Source organism: Futiania mangrovi (assembly GCF_024158125.1).
Taxonomy (GTDB): domain Bacteria; phylum Pseudomonadota; class Alphaproteobacteria; order Futianiales; family Futianiaceae; genus Futiania; species Futiania mangrovi.
The window spans coordinates 719,689-735,428 of the sequence record NZ_JAMZFT010000001.1 but is presented as its reverse complement, the minus strand read 5'-3'; the positions used below and the strand labels follow the sequence as shown (position 1 = coordinate 735,428).

At 69.1% G+C, this 15,740-nt stretch carries 14 protein-coding genes; 8 read left to right on the top strand and 6 right to left on the bottom strand.

From position 1 onward, the window contains the following. The first annotated feature begins 11 nt into the window (after positions 1-11). The 3 genes from NJQ99_RS03620 (at position 12) to NJQ99_RS03610 (ending at position 2,635) form a co-directional block, all read left to right on the top strand. A complete protein-coding gene (locus tag NJQ99_RS03620; RefSeq protein ID WP_269331432.1) occupies positions 12-1,205 on the top strand; it encodes a hypothetical protein in 1,194 nt (397 codons plus the stop codon). Positions 1,206-1,270: 65 nt separating this feature from the next. Then, the gene (locus tag NJQ99_RS03615; RefSeq protein ID WP_269331431.1) at positions 1,271-1,843 is read left to right on the top strand and encodes a nuclear transport factor 2 family protein; all 573 of its coding nucleotides are present in this window, start codon (positions 1,271-1,273) and stop codon (positions 1,841-1,843) included. Positions 1,844-1,885: 42 nt separating this feature from the next. Next, complete coding sequence (locus NJQ99_RS03610) at positions 1,886-2,635, top strand: maleate cis-trans isomerase family protein (protein ID WP_269331430.1); 750 nt, start codon at positions 1,886-1,888, stop codon at positions 2,633-2,635. A 5-nt stretch (positions 2,636-2,640) separates the two neighbouring features. Here NJQ99_RS03610 and NJQ99_RS03605 read toward each other — a convergent pair whose 3' ends face one another. Further along, complete coding sequence (locus tag NJQ99_RS03605) at positions 2,641-3,393, bottom strand: hypothetical protein (protein ID WP_269331429.1); 753 nt, start codon at positions 3,391-3,393, stop codon at positions 2,641-2,643. 4 nt (positions 3,394-3,397) lie between these two features. After that, a complete protein-coding gene (locus tag NJQ99_RS03600) occupies positions 3,398-3,889 on the bottom strand; it encodes an RNA polymerase sigma factor (RefSeq protein ID WP_269331428.1) in 492 nt (163 codons plus the stop codon). A gap of 127 nt (positions 3,890-4,016) precedes the next feature. On the opposite strand from NJQ99_RS03600, the gene NJQ99_RS03595 reads away from it, so the two are divergent. From NJQ99_RS03595 to NJQ99_RS03575, 5 genes are all read left to right on the top strand, one after another. Next, entirely contained in the window at positions 4,017-5,399 is a 1,383-nt protein-coding gene (locus tag NJQ99_RS03595) for a S8 family serine peptidase (protein WP_269331427.1), read from the top strand. Between the two features lie 109 nt (positions 5,400-5,508). Beyond that, positions 5,509-6,660, top strand: coding sequence for a DUF1611 domain-containing protein (locus NJQ99_RS03590; RefSeq protein ID WP_269331426.1), 1,152 nt, complete (start codon positions 5,509-5,511; stop codon positions 6,658-6,660). Then, a complete protein-coding gene (locus NJQ99_RS03585) occupies positions 6,657-8,372 on the top strand; it encodes an ATP-binding cassette domain-containing protein (RefSeq protein WP_269331425.1) in 1,716 nt (571 codons plus the stop codon). Before NJQ99_RS03590 ends, NJQ99_RS03585 begins: the two co-directional genes overlap by 4 nt. Then, positions 8,369-9,205 (top strand): PHB depolymerase family esterase, encoded by an 837-nt coding sequence (locus NJQ99_RS03580; RefSeq protein WP_269331424.1) that lies wholly within the window; start codon positions 8,369-8,371, stop codon positions 9,203-9,205. Before NJQ99_RS03585 ends, NJQ99_RS03580 begins: the two co-directional genes overlap by 4 nt. After that, on the top strand, positions 9,202-9,963 hold the full coding sequence (locus NJQ99_RS03575) for a hypothetical protein (RefSeq protein ID WP_269331423.1): 762 nt from the start codon (positions 9,202-9,204) through the stop codon (positions 9,961-9,963). Before NJQ99_RS03580 ends, NJQ99_RS03575 begins: the two co-directional genes overlap by 4 nt. 82 nt (positions 9,964-10,045) lie before the next feature. On the opposite strand, the gene NJQ99_RS03570 is transcribed toward NJQ99_RS03575, so the two are convergent. The 4 genes from NJQ99_RS03570 to NJQ99_RS03555 all read right to left on the bottom strand — a co-directional run bounded on the left by NJQ99_RS03570 (position 10,046) and on the right by NJQ99_RS03555 (position 15,536). Beyond that, positions 10,046-11,608: an oleate hydratase gene (locus NJQ99_RS03570; protein ID WP_269331422.1), complete on the bottom strand. Its 1,563-nt coding sequence runs from the start codon at positions 11,606-11,608 to the stop codon at positions 10,046-10,048. A 126-nt stretch (positions 11,609-11,734) separates the two neighbouring features. Continuing rightward, entirely contained in the window at positions 11,735-11,932 is a 198-nt protein-coding gene (locus NJQ99_RS03565; protein WP_269331421.1) for a hypothetical protein, read from the bottom strand. A gap of 385 nt (positions 11,933-12,317) precedes the next feature. Continuing rightward, positions 12,318-13,034 carry a hypothetical protein gene (locus NJQ99_RS03560; RefSeq protein WP_269331420.1) on the bottom strand — a complete coding sequence of 239 codons (717 nt, stop codon included), beginning with the start codon at positions 13,032-13,034 and terminating at the stop codon, positions 12,318-12,320. Positions 13,035-13,259: 225 nt separating this feature from the next. Next, positions 13,260-15,536, bottom strand: coding sequence for a hypothetical protein (locus NJQ99_RS03555; RefSeq protein ID WP_269331419.1), 2,277 nt, complete (start codon positions 15,534-15,536; stop codon positions 13,260-13,262). Positions 15,537-15,740 lie beyond the last annotated feature (204 nt).

The window sequence follows — 15,740 nt, the reverse complement described above, 5'->3', positions numbered from 1 at the left end:
CCCTGGCAGGGATGGGAGAGACGGGCGCGCCGGTCTGGGTCGTCATCCCCGCGGGGCAGCAGGCATCCGGCGGCTGGATCGACGACACGCTGAAGGCGCGCGCGGTGGAGCGCGGCATGATGGCGGCCGCGCCGCTGACCGGCGACTTCCCGCGCCAGCGCGTCGAGGCAGTGGCGGGCGGCGACCCGGAGGCGCGCGTGCGCGATCTCTTCGAGCGGCGCGGCTGGACCGACGGCCTGCCCATCGTCGCGCCCACGACCGTCCGCGTGCGCCGGATGATCGCCGGGGGACATCTGTCCGCGAACGAGGTGCTGGGGGCGGTCGAACCGTTGAAGGGTCTCGCAACGGTCGAGAAGGTGGCCGCGAACGCCGTGATGGCCGGGTGCAAGCCCGCCTATTTCCCGGTCGTGCTGGCCGCCGTGGACGCCCTGCTCGACCCTGAGTTCAACCTCAATGGCGTGCAGACCACGGACGAGAACGTGGCGCCCCTGCTGATCGTCTCAGGCCCGGTCGTGGAGCGGATCGGCCTCAATGCGAGCTTCGGCGCGCTGGGGCCCGGCTGGGCGGCCAATGCGACCATCGGGCGTGCGCTCCGCCTCGTCATGCTGAACCTCGGCGGCGGGCGCGCGGGCCTCGTCTCCTTCGCGGGCCTCGGCCAGGCCGGGCGCTACACGCTCTGCCTCGCGGAGAACGCAGCCCTGTCGCCCTGGCCGGCGATCCATACCGAAGCCGGCCTGCCCGCGGAGGCGAGCGCCGTCACGCTGACCCGCGCCGAGACCGTCATCAACGTCACCGGCGGGCTGGAGGAGATCGCGACCGTGATGGGCACTGCGGCCTCCGCCTTCCAGATCATGTGGAGCGGCCGCCCGACGGTGATCCTCGCCCCCGCGACGGCGGCGGAGCTTGCCGCCAAGGGCATGAGCAAGGACGACGTGCGCGCGTGGCTGCACACGCACGGCCGCTGGCCTGCGGAAAGCTGGGAGCGGTCGTGGTTCAAGTCCGCCCTCGTCGCGGAAGGACGCTGGAAGGACTGGGTGCTGGAAGGCGCGGCGCGAGGCGCGATCCCGCCAACGAAGGCGCCGGAGGACATCGTGATCGTTGTGGCGGGGGGCGACGTGCCGATCCCGCAGCATGCCTATTGCCCGTCCTGGGGGTCGCCTCCTGCGCGGATCACACGCGAGGTGCGCCTGCCGGGTGGCGGCTGACGCACGCCGGGGCGCGCCGCCCCCCTCGAGAGAAACGAAACCTGCGGCTTGGGAGGCATTGAAGCATGAGCGATCCTGTGCAGCGGCTGCTGGACGAACGCGACATCCGCAACGTCATCGCCCGCTATGCGCGCGGCGTCGACCGGCGCGACTGGGAACTGGCGCGCTCAACCTTCTTCGAGGACGGCACGGACGACCACACCGACTTCAAGGGGCCGCGCGACGCCTTCATCGCGTGGATCAGCGACCGGCACGCGGGTATCCCCATGTCGTCGCACCTGCTGGGCAGCAGCCTGATCGAGTTCGCCTCCGACACGGTCGCGGCGGTGGAGACCTATGTGCTGGTCCTGCTCGAGCTTGGCGCGGAATCGGAAGACCACCGAAAGATGCTGATGGGCGATGGCGAGGAGGGCGCGCCGCAGGGGCGCATCCGGGTCGACGTGCTCGGCCGCTACATCGACCGCTTCGAGAAGCGGGACGGGGAATGGCGGATCGCCCGGCGCCGGGTCGCGGTGGATTCGACCCACGCCCGGGCGAACAACGGCTCGGTCGAGGGGCACGCGGGCTGGGTGCTGGGGACCCGCGATGCGGGCGACCCGGTCTACATCAACCGCCGCGAGGCAGGGTTTCCGGACTGATCCGCGCAAGGATCGACGACAATTAAAACGGGGAGACACGCAATGGACACGCTGGGATACCGCTGCAAGTTCGGCGTCATGACGCCGTCCACCAACACGGTGGTGCAACCGGAATACGACGACATGCGCTTTCCGGGCGTGACCAACCACATCTCGCGGATGCACATCCCCGACGAGCCGGTGAACAACGACAACGACTTCAACGAGCTGATCCGCCGGATCGACATCGCGCTGGAGGAATCGCTCGACCGCGTGATGACCTGCCGGCCCGACTGGCTGATCCTCGGCATCTCGGCGGAAAGCATCTGGGGCGGCGGGCTGGAGCCTGCACGCCGGATCGCCGAACGTATCCGCGCGCGCGCCGGCGACATCGGCGTGACGCAGGCCGCCGACGCGCTGCCGGCGGCGCTCAAGGCGCTCGGCGTGCGCAAGTCCATCGCGCTGCTGACCCCCTACCATCCGGTGGCGGAAGGGCACCTGAAGGAATTCATCGAGGCGATCGGTTATAGCCTCGTCCGTTCCCGGCACCTCGAATGCAAGGGACCGGTCGAGATTGCCTTCGTGCCGGAGAAGGAGCTGTTCGACGCCGCCACCGCGCTCGACGGCGACGACGTCGACGCCATCGTGCAGTTCGGCGCAAACCTGCCGATGGGGCGCGTGGCGGCACAACTGGAACCGCGGCTGGGCAAGCCGGTGATCGCGATCAACACCGCGACCTATTGGCATGCGCTGCGCAGCATGGGGATCGGGGACCGCAAGGGCGGTTGCGGGCGGCTCCTGGAAGAGCACTAGGCGGATCAGCCCCCCGCCCCTTCCCGCCAGCCGCGTTGCAGCAGGCGCCCCTCCTCTGCCGGAGGGAGCGCCGGACCCGCCCCGAGACGTGTCAGGACGCCCGCCAGCGGGTCGTCCTCGCCGCTGGCGGTCGTGTATCCGCCCGCGCCGGCCGCATCGCCCTCGATCCCGGCAAGCGCCTCGACGGCCCAGCCGCCGGACGTGCGGCATGCAATCCCCCCGATCACGATGCTGTCGTTCTGCGGCATGTGCTCGAACTCGCGGCAGACCTGGCCATTTTCCGTCCGGAAGGTTGCGAGCACCGTGACCGTGCCCTCCGGGGCGCCCGCCGCGCGCGTCTCCAGCGCCGTGGCGAGCGCCGTGCCCTGCGCGACGGGACCGAGCGCAAGCGCAGGCGCGGCATCGCGTCCGCCCTGGCCGAGCAGCCCCGGCTCCAGATAGACGGCGAGACCGACGGCCAGCACCACGCTCGCCGCCATCGCGAGCGACGCGAGGCGGCGCATCGGCGCGCGCCGGTGAAGCGCGGCGACCTTTCCGGGCTCGCCGTGGATCGCGGCCAGGATGGGCGCGGGCGTCGCCTCCTGCATGGGCGCGTCGAAGGCAGCGCGGAGGATCGCGTTCGCCTCCCGAACGCGCTGGAAGATGGCGCGGGCGCGCGGGTCCGTCTCCACCGCACGGGCCGCGCGCCGGGCCGCGTCTCCCTCGGCCGAGCCATCGGCATAGGCCACGATTTCATCCTCGGTCCATTCGGTCGTCATCGGTTCAATCCCCGATCATGGGTGCGAGACGGGCCCGTGCGCGGGCAAGCCGGCTCATCACCGTGCCAATGGGTATGTCGAGCGTCTCGGCAGCCTGCCGGTAGGACAGCCCCTCGATCGCCACCAGGACGAGCACGGCACGCTGCTCCTCCGGCAGGTCCTGCACCGCCTGGCGCACGCGGGCGAGCGTCAGGCGGTCGTCCGGCCTGCGTGCAGCGAGCCCATCGTCGCTGGCCGCGGCGACGGCATCCGGGTCGGGAGCCGTCGCCCGCCTTCGTGCCATTCGCGCCCGGTCGATCCAGAGCGTCTGGACGATCCGGTACATCCAGCTGTCGAGCCTTGTGCCCGGCCGGAAGCGATCGAGACCCGACAGCGCCTTCACGCACGCGCTCTGCACAAGGTCGTCTCCTTCGTCGATGGACCCCGCGAGCGCATAGGCAAACCTGCGCAGGCGGGGTGTGAGGGCTGCGATCTCGTGCCGGATGTCGGTTTCCATCGGGTGCCGTACGCTCTACTTTCCAAGCCCACAACGCGGTGCGGACCGACCTATTCCAGGCATTGGGAATAATTTTATCGGTTTCGCGTTGTCATGCGGAACAGCCGCTCATCCGGATCCTATCAGCATGCGCCTTCTCCTGCTCGCCGCCGCATTGGTCTATGCCCTGCTGCCCCTTCTGGACGCCGTCCCGGGCGGGGGCATCCGAACGGTTGCATTTGCCAGCGGCGGCGATGGCGGCGATGACGGCGGTGACGATGGGGGCGACAGCAGCGGAGGAGATGACGGCGACGACGGCGATTCCGGGGACGACGGGGACGACGGCGACGATGGAGACGACAGCGACGATGGAGACGATGGAGACGACAGCGACGACGATTCGCGGGATGAGGACGACGACCGCTCCGACGACGAGGATGCCTCTACCCCCGAGGGCGGCTCGGCGGAAGACTACCTGTCGCGGGAAATCGTCGGCCTGAACCTCGACGCGCGCGGTCTGAATGCGCTGACCGCACAAGGGTTCTCGCTGCGCGGGACATCGCGCTCCGAGGTGCTTGGCATGACGCTGGTGCGGCTTGCGACGCCGCGCAACATCGAGGTTCCGGCCGCGCTCTCCCTCGCCCGCAGCCTCGCGCCGGAGGGCGTGTTCGACGCGAACCACCTCTATGCCCCGCAAGCCGCGGCGGCGTGCGGCGCTGCCCAATGCGCCGAAGCGGCCATGACCGGCCTGTCGCGCCTCGATGCGCAGGCCTGCGCCCCCGGCCGCCCCGTGGCGCTGCTGGACACGCCGCTCGACCTGCGGCACGCGACGCTGGAGGGTGCGCGGATCGAGACGCGCAGCTTCGTCGAAGGCGGTGCGGGCTCTGCGCCGAGCGGACATGCGACGGCCATCGCCTCGCTGCTGGTCGGTTCGGCAGGACCGCTGGCACCCGGCGCGCCGCTGCTCGCGGCGGAAGTGGTCCGGAACCGCGACGGGCAGGAGCAGGCGGACACGATTGCCATCGTCCGCGCGCTCGACTGGGCCGCGACACGGGACGCGCGCGTCGTGCTGATGAGCCTGTCGGGTGCGGAGAACAAGGTGCTCGGCGCCGCAATCGCGGCCGTCGCGGCGCGCGGCATCAACCTGGTCGCGGCGGCAGGCAACACCGGGCCGCGCGGCACGCCCAGCTATCCCGCGGCCTATCCCGAGGTCCTGGCAGTCGCCGCCGTGGACGCGCGAAAGCGACCGTACCGGCAGGGCACGCGCGGCGCCTATATCGACCTGGCAGCACCCGGGGTCGGCATCCGCGCCGCAGCCCCCGGCGGGGGCTTCACCGCCTGGACGGGGACGAGCTTTGCCGCCCCCTTCGCGGCCGCCGCCCTGCTGCGGGCACGCGCGCTGAGCGGCGGCGACGCGGCCGCGGCGCGCCTCATCCTCTCGACCGGCGCGGAAGACCTCGGCCAGCCGGGCCGCGACGACATCTACGGCTGGGGCCTGCTGAAGGCGCCCCCGACGGACCGCTGCTACTGACGCCCGGCGCTGGCGCGCACATTTTCCCGCGGAATAGAGACGCAAGGCGCGCGTTGTTCCCTCGACCGCGCCCGCCGGCGCGTCCAGTCAGCGAGGGAAACCGTCAAACATGCACGCCATGCTCGATGTCCGCGAAAGCGGCGCTCTCACACCCGACCTCGCGGGCCTTGCGCCCGCGCTGCCTGCCGGCACCCCTGCCACGCAGATCGCTCTAGACACGCTGCAGCGCCGCCTCAAGGCCGCGAAGCGGTCCTATGCGACGCGGCGGATCGACCTTGCCCGCGCCGACGGTCTGCTGAGCGGCGATGCGTGCCCGCGCCCCGGCGACCTGGTGCTCGCGCGGATCGTCCAGCTGGGTCATCACAAGCGCATCGAATCGCCGGAGGGCCGGCGTGCAGAACTCTATATCGGCGACGAGGTGCTGCTGTGCTATGGCGCGCGCTATGCGAGCGACCAGTTCGAAGCGCTCGTGCCCGGCGACCTCGGCCCCTGCGAGATGGTCGCGGGCGGCGGCATCGCGGCACGCGCGATCTCGCGCCATTCCGCCACGCGCGCCCCGACCCGGATCGAGCCCTTGGGGCTCGTCGCGGACCGCGCGAAGCGTGTCCTGAACCTCGCCGACCATGCGCTGGGCACATGCCGCACGGACAGGCGCTCGCCCTACACCATCGCCGTGCTCGGCACCTCGATGAACGCGGGAAAAACGACGACCGCCGCGGCGCTGGTGCGGGGTCTCGCCGCACAGGGGTTCCGGCCCGGCGCGGTGAAGGTCACAGGCACCGGCGCGGGCGGCGACCGCTGGGCGCTGGTCGATGCGGGCGCCTCCCCCGTCCTCGACTTCACCGATTTCGGCCATGCCTCCACCTATCGCGTGCCGGTCGGCGAGACGGCCTCGATCCTGCGCCGGGCGCACGCTCACCTGGCCGCGGCGGGCTGCGACGTCGCGGTGGTCGAGATCGCCGACGGCCTGCTCTTCCCCGAGACCGTCGGCCTGATCGAGACGCCGGAGGCGCGCACGCTGATCGACGGCGTGATCGTCGCGGCGGGCGATGCGCTGGGTGCGGTGGCGAGTGTTGCCTGCCTCGACCGGCTCGGCCTGCCGGTCCTGGCCGTCGCAGGCAAGCTGACCTCGAGCCCGCTTGCCATGCGGGAAGCGGCCGCGGCGCTTTTCCACCCGATCGTGCCGCTGGATGCCTTGACCAACGGCCTGTGGCTGGCGCCCGCGCTCGCGGCGCGGCGCGCGGCCGGGGCGGCGGCGTGACCGTGCCCGCAAGGCACACCGGCCCCGTCCGCATACCCGCGATCCTGGCGGGTGCGCGGCGCTGGACCTTTGCCGCTCTGGTGGCGAACGGGGTCGCGCAGGCCCTGCTCGCCGCCGGCGCAGCGGTGCTGGTGCAGAGAACCTTCGACGGGTTCTCCGCGGGCGCGGCGGGCGAGGCCTCCCCGCTCGCACTCGGCAGCGCGCTTGCCGTGGCACTGGGCGCGAGCGCGTGGCTGCGCGGGCGCGCGCATGTGGATGGCGAACGGCTGGGGCAGGCCTATGTGCACGCGGTTCGTATGCGCCTCTTCCGCCATGTGCTGGCCCTCGGCGAGGAGCGCGCGCGCACCATGAGCAGCGGCGGCCTCGCGCTGCGCCTCACGGGCGACCTGAGCGCCCTGCGCAACTGGGCGGCGCTGGGCCTTGCGCGGCTGACGGTCAGCGGGCTCGCAACCGTGCTGGCGTTGCTCGCGCTCGGCATCGTCGCACCGGTCATCGGGGCACTGACGGCCCTGTCGGTGGCCCTGGCCGGCGTCCTGATCCTGGCCTCCGGGCGCCCGCTGCGGCGGACGACGCGGGAATTGCGGGCGCGGCGCGGACGGCTCGCCGGATTTCTCAACGACCGCATCGTCCGGCTTGGCGTGGTGGAAGCGTTCGGACAGCAGGTGCGAGAGGCGCGGCGCTTCGCCCGCCTCAGCCGGGCTGTCCGCGGGGCCGCACTATTGCGCGCCAGGAGCGTCGGACTGATGCGCGCGCTCGCCGACGCGAGTGCGGGCGCGGCGACGGGCGGCGCAGTGCTGTCGGGCGGCGTGCTCATGCACCTCGGCCATGCAACGCCGGGCACGGTCGCGGCCGCGATGGCGGTCGGCGGTCTGCTGGCGGCGCGGCTCCAGGATCTCGGCCGCGTTTACGAGTATCGCACGGGCGCCGAGGTCGCGCGCGCGAAGATCGAGGAGATCCTGGCGATCCGGCCCGCGGGCGTGCGGCCACGCGGGGTCCGGCGCCTGCCGCAGGCGGCGGGGCCGCTGACCCTCGACCGGGTGCGCGTGCCCGGGCGGCTTGGCCCCGTCGGTCTGGAGATCGCCGCCGGGGAGCGCGTCCTCGTGACAGGCGCGAACGGTGCGGGCAAGTCGACCCTGCTGAGGGTCATGGCGGGGCTGATCGCGCCGGTGCGCGGACGGGTGCGGCTCGACGGCATCCGGCTCGACCGGATGCGGGAGGAGGATATCCGCGGCCTGATCACGCTCGTATCGCCCGACCTGCCGCTGCTGAAGGGATCGCTGCGCCTCAATCTTTCCTATGGGGCGCCGGGCGCGCCGGACGAGGCGCTCACCGCCATGCTCGAACGCTGCGGCCTGGAGGGTCTGCTCGCCCGCCTTCCGGGGGGGCTCGACACGCGGATCGCGGAGGGGGGCTTCGGCCTCTCCTCCGGGGAGCGCATGCGGCTGGCGCTCGCGCGCGCCCTGATGGTCCGGCCCCGGGTTCTGCTGCTCGACGAGGCAGACGCCCATCTCGACCCCCCTTCGCGCCGGACGCTTGCTGCCATCGCCGGAGAGTTTCCCGGAACCGTCGTGTTCGCCAGCCACCAGGGTTCGGGCTTTTGCGCCGGGCGCACGCTGCGGCTTGATCGGGGCCGCATCGCCGAGGAGAGCGGCGCCCCCGACAGCGCACATCCGCCCGCCTGCCGTAGCGTCCATCTCGTGGAGGTTTCATGACGCACCTGCCGGTCTCCCCGATTGCCCCCGCCAGCCGGAACGTCTCTGCCGGGCATCGTCTGCCCTACCGCCTGCACATCCCCGCACGCGCGGTGCCGGGAGCGGCGCCGATCGTCGCGGTCCACGGAGTTTCCCGCAATGCGGGCGAGCATCTGCGCGCCTATCGGGCCATTGCGGAGCGCACCGGGCGGATCCTCGTCGCGCCGCGGTTCACGAAGTCCGGCCACCCGCGCTATCAACGGCTTGGCACGCCCGGCAGGCCAGCCGATGTGGCGCTGATCGGCGCGCTGGAGGAGATCGCCGCGGCGACAGGCAGCACGGCGGCGCGGGTCATCCTCATCGGCTTCTCGGGCGGGGCGCAGTTCGCCCACCGGTTCGCCATGGCGCACCCGGAGCGGGTGGCCGCCCTGGGGCTGGGTGCGGCGGGTTGGTACACGCTGCCCGACCCCGGTCTGTCCTATCCCTTCGGACTGGACGGCGAGGAGCCGCGCGCGGCCGCGGCGCGGGCCAATCTCGACCGCTTCCTCTGCTTGCCCATGCATGTCCATGTCGGGGCGCTCGACCTCGAACGCGACGAAGTGTTCCGGGTCGATCCGGACCTCGACGCCGTCCAGGGTGCGACGCGGGTCGAGCGCGCGGCCCGGTGGACCCATGCGGTGACCGAGACCGCCCTGTCGCGCGGGCTTGCGCCACGGGTCACGTTCGAGCTTCTGCCCGGCTGCACCCACAGCTTTGCCGACTGCGTGAAGGCCGGCGCCCTGCCTCTTCGGCTGGGGGACTGGCTCGACAGCCTCCGTCTTGCCCACGACATCGAACCGAGGACCATGCCATGACGAAACGCACTCCCATCCTTTCCCGCCTCGCTGTCCTCGCCACGGTTGCGCTGGGACTTTCCGGCTGCACGGTCGTGGACTCCATGCAGAAGGACTTGCAGGTCGTGAAGCAGGAGGTATCCGCGCTCACCGCCTCCGACTTCGTGCCGGCGTCCGCTGGAACGGCGTCTCCGCCCCGTCAGGCCGTCGCGGCACAGGACAGCGCTTCCAGCAAGCCGGTCCGCGATCTCACCATCGCGCTCTGGGCCGGGGCCGAGACCGACGGCGAGGGGCCGCTCCCGCGCGTGCGCGAGGCGTCCGGGTCCGGCGACAAGCGCCAGATCAGCGGCCCGTATCCCTGGGTGCATCCGCAGACCGGCGAGCGGATGCAGGTCTACAAGCGCATCAACCCGACCTCGCGCGGCGAGAAGCTGCAACTCTTCGCGGTCACGCATGGCGGCGCCGCACTCGGCCGCGTGTTCGACGCCCGGCCCGGCCAGCCGAACCGCAGCTTCAAGGACGACGCCTTCTTCCCCCTTGGCCCGTGGCGGGAGGGCGAGCGGCGTACCTTCCAGACCGTCGAATACCTGGATGGCAAGCCCGTGAACAGAACCGTCGAGATCCGCGTGAAGGAGGTCGCCCGAACCCACAAGGGCGACCCGGACGCCATGCGCTACGACTGGATCATGCGCGATGCGCGGGGGCAGAAGATCTATCACGAGGAATTCGTCTATGCGCCCGGCAAGAGCCTCGTCCGGTTCCGCGACCGGATGGGCTAGACGCCGCGAATTGCATCAGCCACCTGTTTTTCCCTGCTTTCATGTTGTGGCGAGATCGGGACGGGATGGCGGGCAAGGCCAATCAGTTTTCTCTCGCAACACCCGACAACATCACCCTGGCGGCCCGCAGAAGCGCCCGGGGATTGCGGTCGCTTCGGACCACGGGCGGCGGGGACGGCACTTGATCAGTCAAGCCATTCACGGCTGTCCAGGCGGAGCGGACCGAGTATTCGACCGTGAATACACAGTCGCGCGGCATCTCGCAGAACTGGCCGATCACGGCGAAATTCTCGGCCCCGCGGGGGATCACCGGCGGCCTGTCACCTGTGTGACGCGGCATGAACTGGCTTGTGATGAAAGGCATCCGGCAGGGGATCACCTGCGCGCCGTCGAAGAATACCCGACGCTGATCCGCAGTCAGCCGGAGCTGGTGGGCAAGTTCGTCCAGCATCTCCACGCCGGTCGCCTCTGCCATCGCCTTTCCCACCGCATCGCCTGGCCGGTCGGCGCGCAGGCCGTAGCCCCAGAACACTGGCCTGTCGGCGGGTTGGCCCCGGAAATGCGGTTGGTGGAACATCACGATCGACATGAGCCAACCCGAATCCGCGAAAGTCACAAGCCCGCCGGTGCCCGTGCGGTTGCCGCTGAAATCCTCCATGAAGGTCACAAAGGCCGGCGAAGCGAGAGTAACGGTGAAGGAGGTCCACGATGTCTTGTCCGCAGCGCCGGAAAAGACATCGGGCCGGCCGAGCCCGTCATGCCTTGCGGCTAGCTTTCTCCACAAATCAAAGGCTGGGCTCGACCCATTCCGGGCGGGGGGCGCGGTGTCGCCCAAGCCCGTGACCGTGGCATCCGTCATCGAGCCAAGCGTCAGGTAAACCCGGTCCTCAGGGGCGATGCCGATGACCTCTCCTGACGCAAGATGAAGCTCCGTCACCCGCCGTGCGTCCGTGTTTCCGGCGATGGTCACGTCGGAGACTTCGCTATTCGTGCGCAGCGTGACGCCGCGGGCAGACAGCCAGCCGACGATCGGCGCAACAATCGAGTCGTACTGATTGTAGCGGGTGCGCAGGATGCCGGCGATCCGCGTCAGACCGGGGAACAGGTGGAGAAACCGCAGCATGTAGCGCCGCATCTCTGCCGAAGAATGCCACGGCTGGAACGAGAACATCGTGGACCACATGATCCAGAAGTTCGTGTCGAAGAAGCCAGGCGCAAACCAGCTGTCGATGCGCTGCCCGCCGAGACTCCCCTCCCGCGCGAGCAGCAGGCGGTTCAGCGCCACGATCTCCGCCGGCCCGAGGCCGAGGTGCAGCCGGTCATCGGCCTTGCGGCCATCGCGGACAAGACGGCAGTCGGCCCAGCTTGGCACCATGCGGTTGAAGGCGAGGATGTCGTCCCTCACCGAAACGGCGGAGTCATCGGGCGCCGGGATCCCCGACAGCAGATCAAGAGTGCAGACGAATTGCGGCTCGAACATGCGGCCACCGCGGGTCAGATACCCACCCTCAGGACTACCCGCCCCGTCAAGGCTGCCACCGGCGGAACCGCGATGTTCGAGAATGGTGATGCGCTCGCCCGGCACGCCGCCATCGCGCAACAGGAGCACGGCTGCCGCCAGGGCGGCGATGCCACCCCCCACCATGTAATGTCGCCCCGCTCCTCTCATGATGACCCTCCGGGCGCCATCGGGCTCACGCACGTTGCCTGCCCCAAAAGCGAAGTCAAACCATCTCGAACTCCGTCCGCCGCTGGCAACTCAACGTGCAGCCTAGAAGATGATCGGGCCGTTGTGCAGGCTCATGATGACATGCTGTATCGGCCCGGCATCCGGCAGATGTCGACAAGGCAGGCCGTCTGCCAATACGCGATCGTCGCGGACAGATATCCTCTTGAATTCGGCGATATAATCATCCTCGAAAAGGAGAAAGCCACCGGGCCCATCGACAACCAGCGTTCCCCCGTACACCAGTCCCGCATCCTCGGGTATGGGGACCCGCCAACGCTGCATGCAAGAACGTGCCACAAGTAAAGTGTCCGCCTTGGCGGCAGACCGGCAGAAGCGGCCCCGAGACTAGATCGCATGTCGCATTCATCGGGTTTCGGCGCCCTCTCCGCCGGCAGTCAGCCTGCCAGAGGAGGCCCCTGTTTGAACCCGCCCCTGCACCGCGCGGCCGATAGCGGATTGGCAGAGGCTAGCGCTGAAGAGGACGGTCCTGGAGAAAATTCCGCTGGCGTGGTGCGCGCTGAAGAGGACTTTCAGGCCGCATCGGCTTTCGACGAATTGCGCGTTCTGCCCAGCGATGCATCGGCGGCGCTGACATCAACGTCAGCCCAGGCCCTGAGAGGCAAGATTACGGCGAGGTCACGTGCACGATCTCGCAGCGGTCGAAGCCGCCCCGTGCTGCCGCGAGGGATCCGACCGGTCCGATCTGAGCGAGTTCCGCTTGCAGGCGAAACTCGCAATTGCGCAGGGCACTGGCTCTGGCTGCTTTCTCTGTCTGCTCCTGCGCCGAGAAACCCTGCGATGCCAAGGGAGAGATGGCATATGCGCCCCAGAGACCGGATGCCTGTTTCTCCGCATAAAGCAAGCGGAACTGATTGAGCGTCTGGACGCTGAAGCCCTTGGCGCGGCGGGTCGTGGACGGCAGTGCCTCCGGCAGGACCAGGGCTGCCAGGACGCATGGCCGGCCCGCATCCTCGGTGCAAACCGCAGCACTTATCGAAATCGCAGCTTCGATCGAGTTCCAGTTTCGCGTGTAGGCGTAGCTTGCGCTTTCCCGATCCAGATGAAGCGCGCCGAAGTACGTCGAGCCACGTGCCATCTCGGAAAAGCCACGTCGAAGCTCCGCGTTCCCGCCAGGGGCGACGAGCGTCACGACCTTTCCGACGCCATGCCAGCCATATGGGTCTTCAGGTAATTTGCGATCGCCCAATGTGACATTGCAGCCGGCCAGAAGGACAGCCGCCCCGACGCCTGCAAGCAGAAGGGTTCTGATAGCAGCACGGGAGGGCACGCCGGTTGGTCCCTTGAACATTTGCCGCTGCGCCGACGTCGACACATCCTTCATCTGCCAGGCGAGGTATCCTCCGCAGCGGGCGGAAAGACCGGACGAGATCATCGCCGCGAGGCGGAGGACCTCAGTCGACGTCCTGAAACAGCGGAGGCGGCCGGGCATCCACCGAAGCTAGGGATCCCGCTCGCCGGGCTCAACAGATTTTCCTCCGACAAAGCCCATATATCCGCGCGGGGCACGGGCATAGCGCCCCATGCCCCGCGCAGCGTCTTGTCCGGCTCAGAGCCCGGTGCGACCGTTCCCCATGTAGCCGTTGATGAACTCCACGCCGCGGCAGCCCTTGCCCGTGACGAAGCTGTGCAACTCGGGCACCCCGCGGAACAGTTCCGGCTCGCCGCTGACGCTACGGCTCTTGCGGTTGGTGACGTCGACGATCTTGGCTTCCAGCGCCGTCTCGAGCGACGCGGGGTCGGTGGAGGCCATCATCCAGCTGATCTCGCTGTCGGCATTCCACTTGCGCAGCATCTGGGCGGCTTCCTCCTGGGTAAGGTTCGACACCCGCACCACACCCGCATAGCGGACATCGCCATAAGCCTCGGGAAACTTCAGGTCCGGATTTTCCGTCTCGCTGCAGATCTTCGCCCTCTGGCCCAGGCGGAACAGCCGGATCTCGTTCACCATCTGACACATGGGTGCAGCACCCGACGGCAGGCCGATGTTGCCGCAAGGCTTGATATCGTAGTGGTAGAGACGGCTGTCCATCGTCCCGGGCGAGAAGAACACCACGGAGTTGCGGTCAGGCGCGGGCTTGTCCTGCGATGCCGCGGCTGATGCGGTCCGGCCGGTGTTGCTGCCCGTTCGCGACGTGGTTGCGGCGCGGTCGCGCGAGGGCTCTGCCGAGGCCGTCCGAGTGCCGGTTCCTCCACTGTCGCGGGAGCTTGATGCGCTCCGGGCGAGCGCTTCCGGTGCGATCGTGGTGCGGACCGTTCCGTCGCGGTTGAAGAGGAGGCCGGGGTCCGCGCCCTTGGCCACCGCGCGGGCGTTCGCGATCATGCCGTTGATGTCGAGCGGCGGCACCAGGTTGCCCGTGAACCCGGAGGAGCCGAACCCGCTGGCCGTCGTTCCGGTCACCGGGGACGTGCCGGCCGAACCGGCGGGGTTCCGGCTCGTCGCACCGGCGCTGCCGATTATGGCGGCCTGCAGGCCGTCCAGGCCGCGCTCGGCCTGCGCGCGGCAGAAACCCTGCGAATAAGGTGTGAGCGAGCCCGTCGACGCAAGCCCCAGCATGCACCGCTTGACCTGCCGGTCGATCTCGGCCTGCCTGCTGGCTTCCGCGCTCCTGCGTTCCTCTTCGGCGCGCGCGCGCGCCTGGCGCTGCAACCGGTCGCCCATGGCGAGGGTATCGCGCTCGATCGCCTTCACCCGCTCTTCCGGAATGCCCAGTTGCTGTTCCGGCGTCCGGATGGTCGTGCGCGTGATGCCGGGAACGGCGAGCGCCTCTTCCCGCTCGACAAAGGTTGCGTAGTTCTCGACGTAGTAGACGAGGTCCCAGTTGGATGCCTGCTCGCCGATGCAGGTGGCATAGGCAATGGCGCGCTCCTGCGCACGCCCATAGTCCGAGCCCCTGAGCGCGCCTTGCCACGCGGACTTCGGATTGCTGCACGCCTCGTCCAGATGGGTCGTCATCTGGCGCGGCTCGTAGGCCTTGGTCACGAAGTCACGATAGGCGGTCCTGGCTGCCTCGCGCTCCCGTTGTGCCTGCTCGGCCGCTTCTGGCAGTGCGGCCAGAATGGTCTGCGCCTCGCGGGCTGCCATGCGGGCCTGCTCTTCGCCGAAGCCATAAGGCTCCCCCATCAATTTCGGTATATCGAGGGATGCCCCGTCGACGAATGCCATGCGCTTGTGGAAGGGCGTGAAGTCACCCGGCTTCGGCTTGGAGGGCGGCTCCGCAAACTTCGACTCGCGGTTTGCGATGCCTGCGACATAAGCCACATTCTGCTGCGTTTCCGCGACGGCTTTCGTCCCTTGTGCAGGATCGACGGAGTCAAAGCCGATGCAGCGCCTGCAAAAGGTCCATTCCGTCACGATCTCCCCGTCGGGTCCCAGCGTGCGGTCCGCCGGCAACCTGGCAACCGTATAGCCCGGGAGGAAGGGAGGGCGAACCTGGGTGTCGTGCTGGACGAGGTATTCCGGCAAGGCGTCGATCTGGGCCTGCGTCATCCGGCGGGGTACGAGGACCATGCGGTAGATCGGCATCCCGCCTTCCGCGCGCACCTCGATCCCCACGTCCATCGCCAGGTTCTGGCCGGAAGGAGACAGGTTCTCCTTGAGCAGATATGTGTGGAACGCGCGGGGGTTCTCGGCAGTCGCGTAGTAGCGATCCATGAAGTACCCCTTCCCGCCTTCTCCAAATCTTTGAAAAAGCGGGGATTGCTCCTTGTTTGGGGAACCGAATTCGCTAACGAATGACTTCGTAGCGGTCACGTTTGGTGCCTCGCTGGCACAGCCCGCGAGAACAAACGCGGCGAGGCAAATCAATGGCGCGATGAGTTTCATCAACTCCCCCTGCAGTCAGCAAAATTTTGGAAAATCCGGTCCGGCTCGATGAAATCAAGTCGGCAAACATGCTTGGGGGAAGGGGTTAATATTTCTTGTTCTGCCCAGCAGGCAGCCACATCGAGGAAAAGCGGTCCCGGCACGCGCAAGGGGAGCAATCGCAAACGGAAAGACACAAGCCCGAACCGGCCCCGCCCGAACCGC

Coding starts and splice junctions, on each gene's coding strand:
- NJQ99_RS03575 (WP_269331423.1), top strand. CDS start 9,202: ATGACGAAACGCACTCCCATCCTTTCCCGCCTCGCTGTCCTCGCCACG.
- NJQ99_RS03580 (WP_269331424.1), top strand. CDS start 8,369: ATGACGCACCTGCCGGTCTCCCCGATTGCCCCCGCCAGCCGGAACGTC.
- NJQ99_RS03555 (WP_269331419.1), bottom strand. CDS start 15,536: ATGAAACTCATCGCGCCATTGATTTGCCTCGCCGCGTTTGTTCTCGCG.
- NJQ99_RS03590 (WP_269331426.1), top strand. CDS start 5,509: ATGCACGCCATGCTCGATGTCCGCGAAAGCGGCGCTCTCACACCCGAC.
- NJQ99_RS03595 (WP_269331427.1), top strand. CDS start 4,017: ATGCGCCTTCTCCTGCTCGCCGCCGCATTGGTCTATGCCCTGCTGCCC.
- NJQ99_RS03620 (WP_269331432.1), top strand. CDS start 12: ATGGGAGAGACGGGCGCGCCGGTCTGGGTCGTCATCCCCGCGGGGCAG.
- NJQ99_RS03570 (WP_269331422.1), bottom strand. CDS start 11,608: ATGGTGGGGGGTGGCATCGCCGCCCTGGCGGCAGCCGTGCTCCTGTTG.
- NJQ99_RS03600 (WP_269331428.1), bottom strand. CDS start 3,889: ATGGAAACCGACATCCGGCACGAGATCGCAGCCCTCACACCCCGCCTG.
- NJQ99_RS03615 (WP_269331431.1), top strand. CDS start 1,271: ATGAGCGATCCTGTGCAGCGGCTGCTGGACGAACGCGACATCCGCAAC.
- NJQ99_RS03610 (WP_269331430.1), top strand. CDS start 1,886: ATGGACACGCTGGGATACCGCTGCAAGTTCGGCGTCATGACGCCGTCC.
- NJQ99_RS03605 (WP_269331429.1), bottom strand. CDS start 3,393: ATGACGACCGAATGGACCGAGGATGAAATCGTGGCCTATGCCGATGGC.
- NJQ99_RS03560 (WP_269331420.1), bottom strand. CDS start 13,034: ATGAAGGATGTGTCGACGTCGGCGCAGCGGCAAATGTTCAAGGGACCA.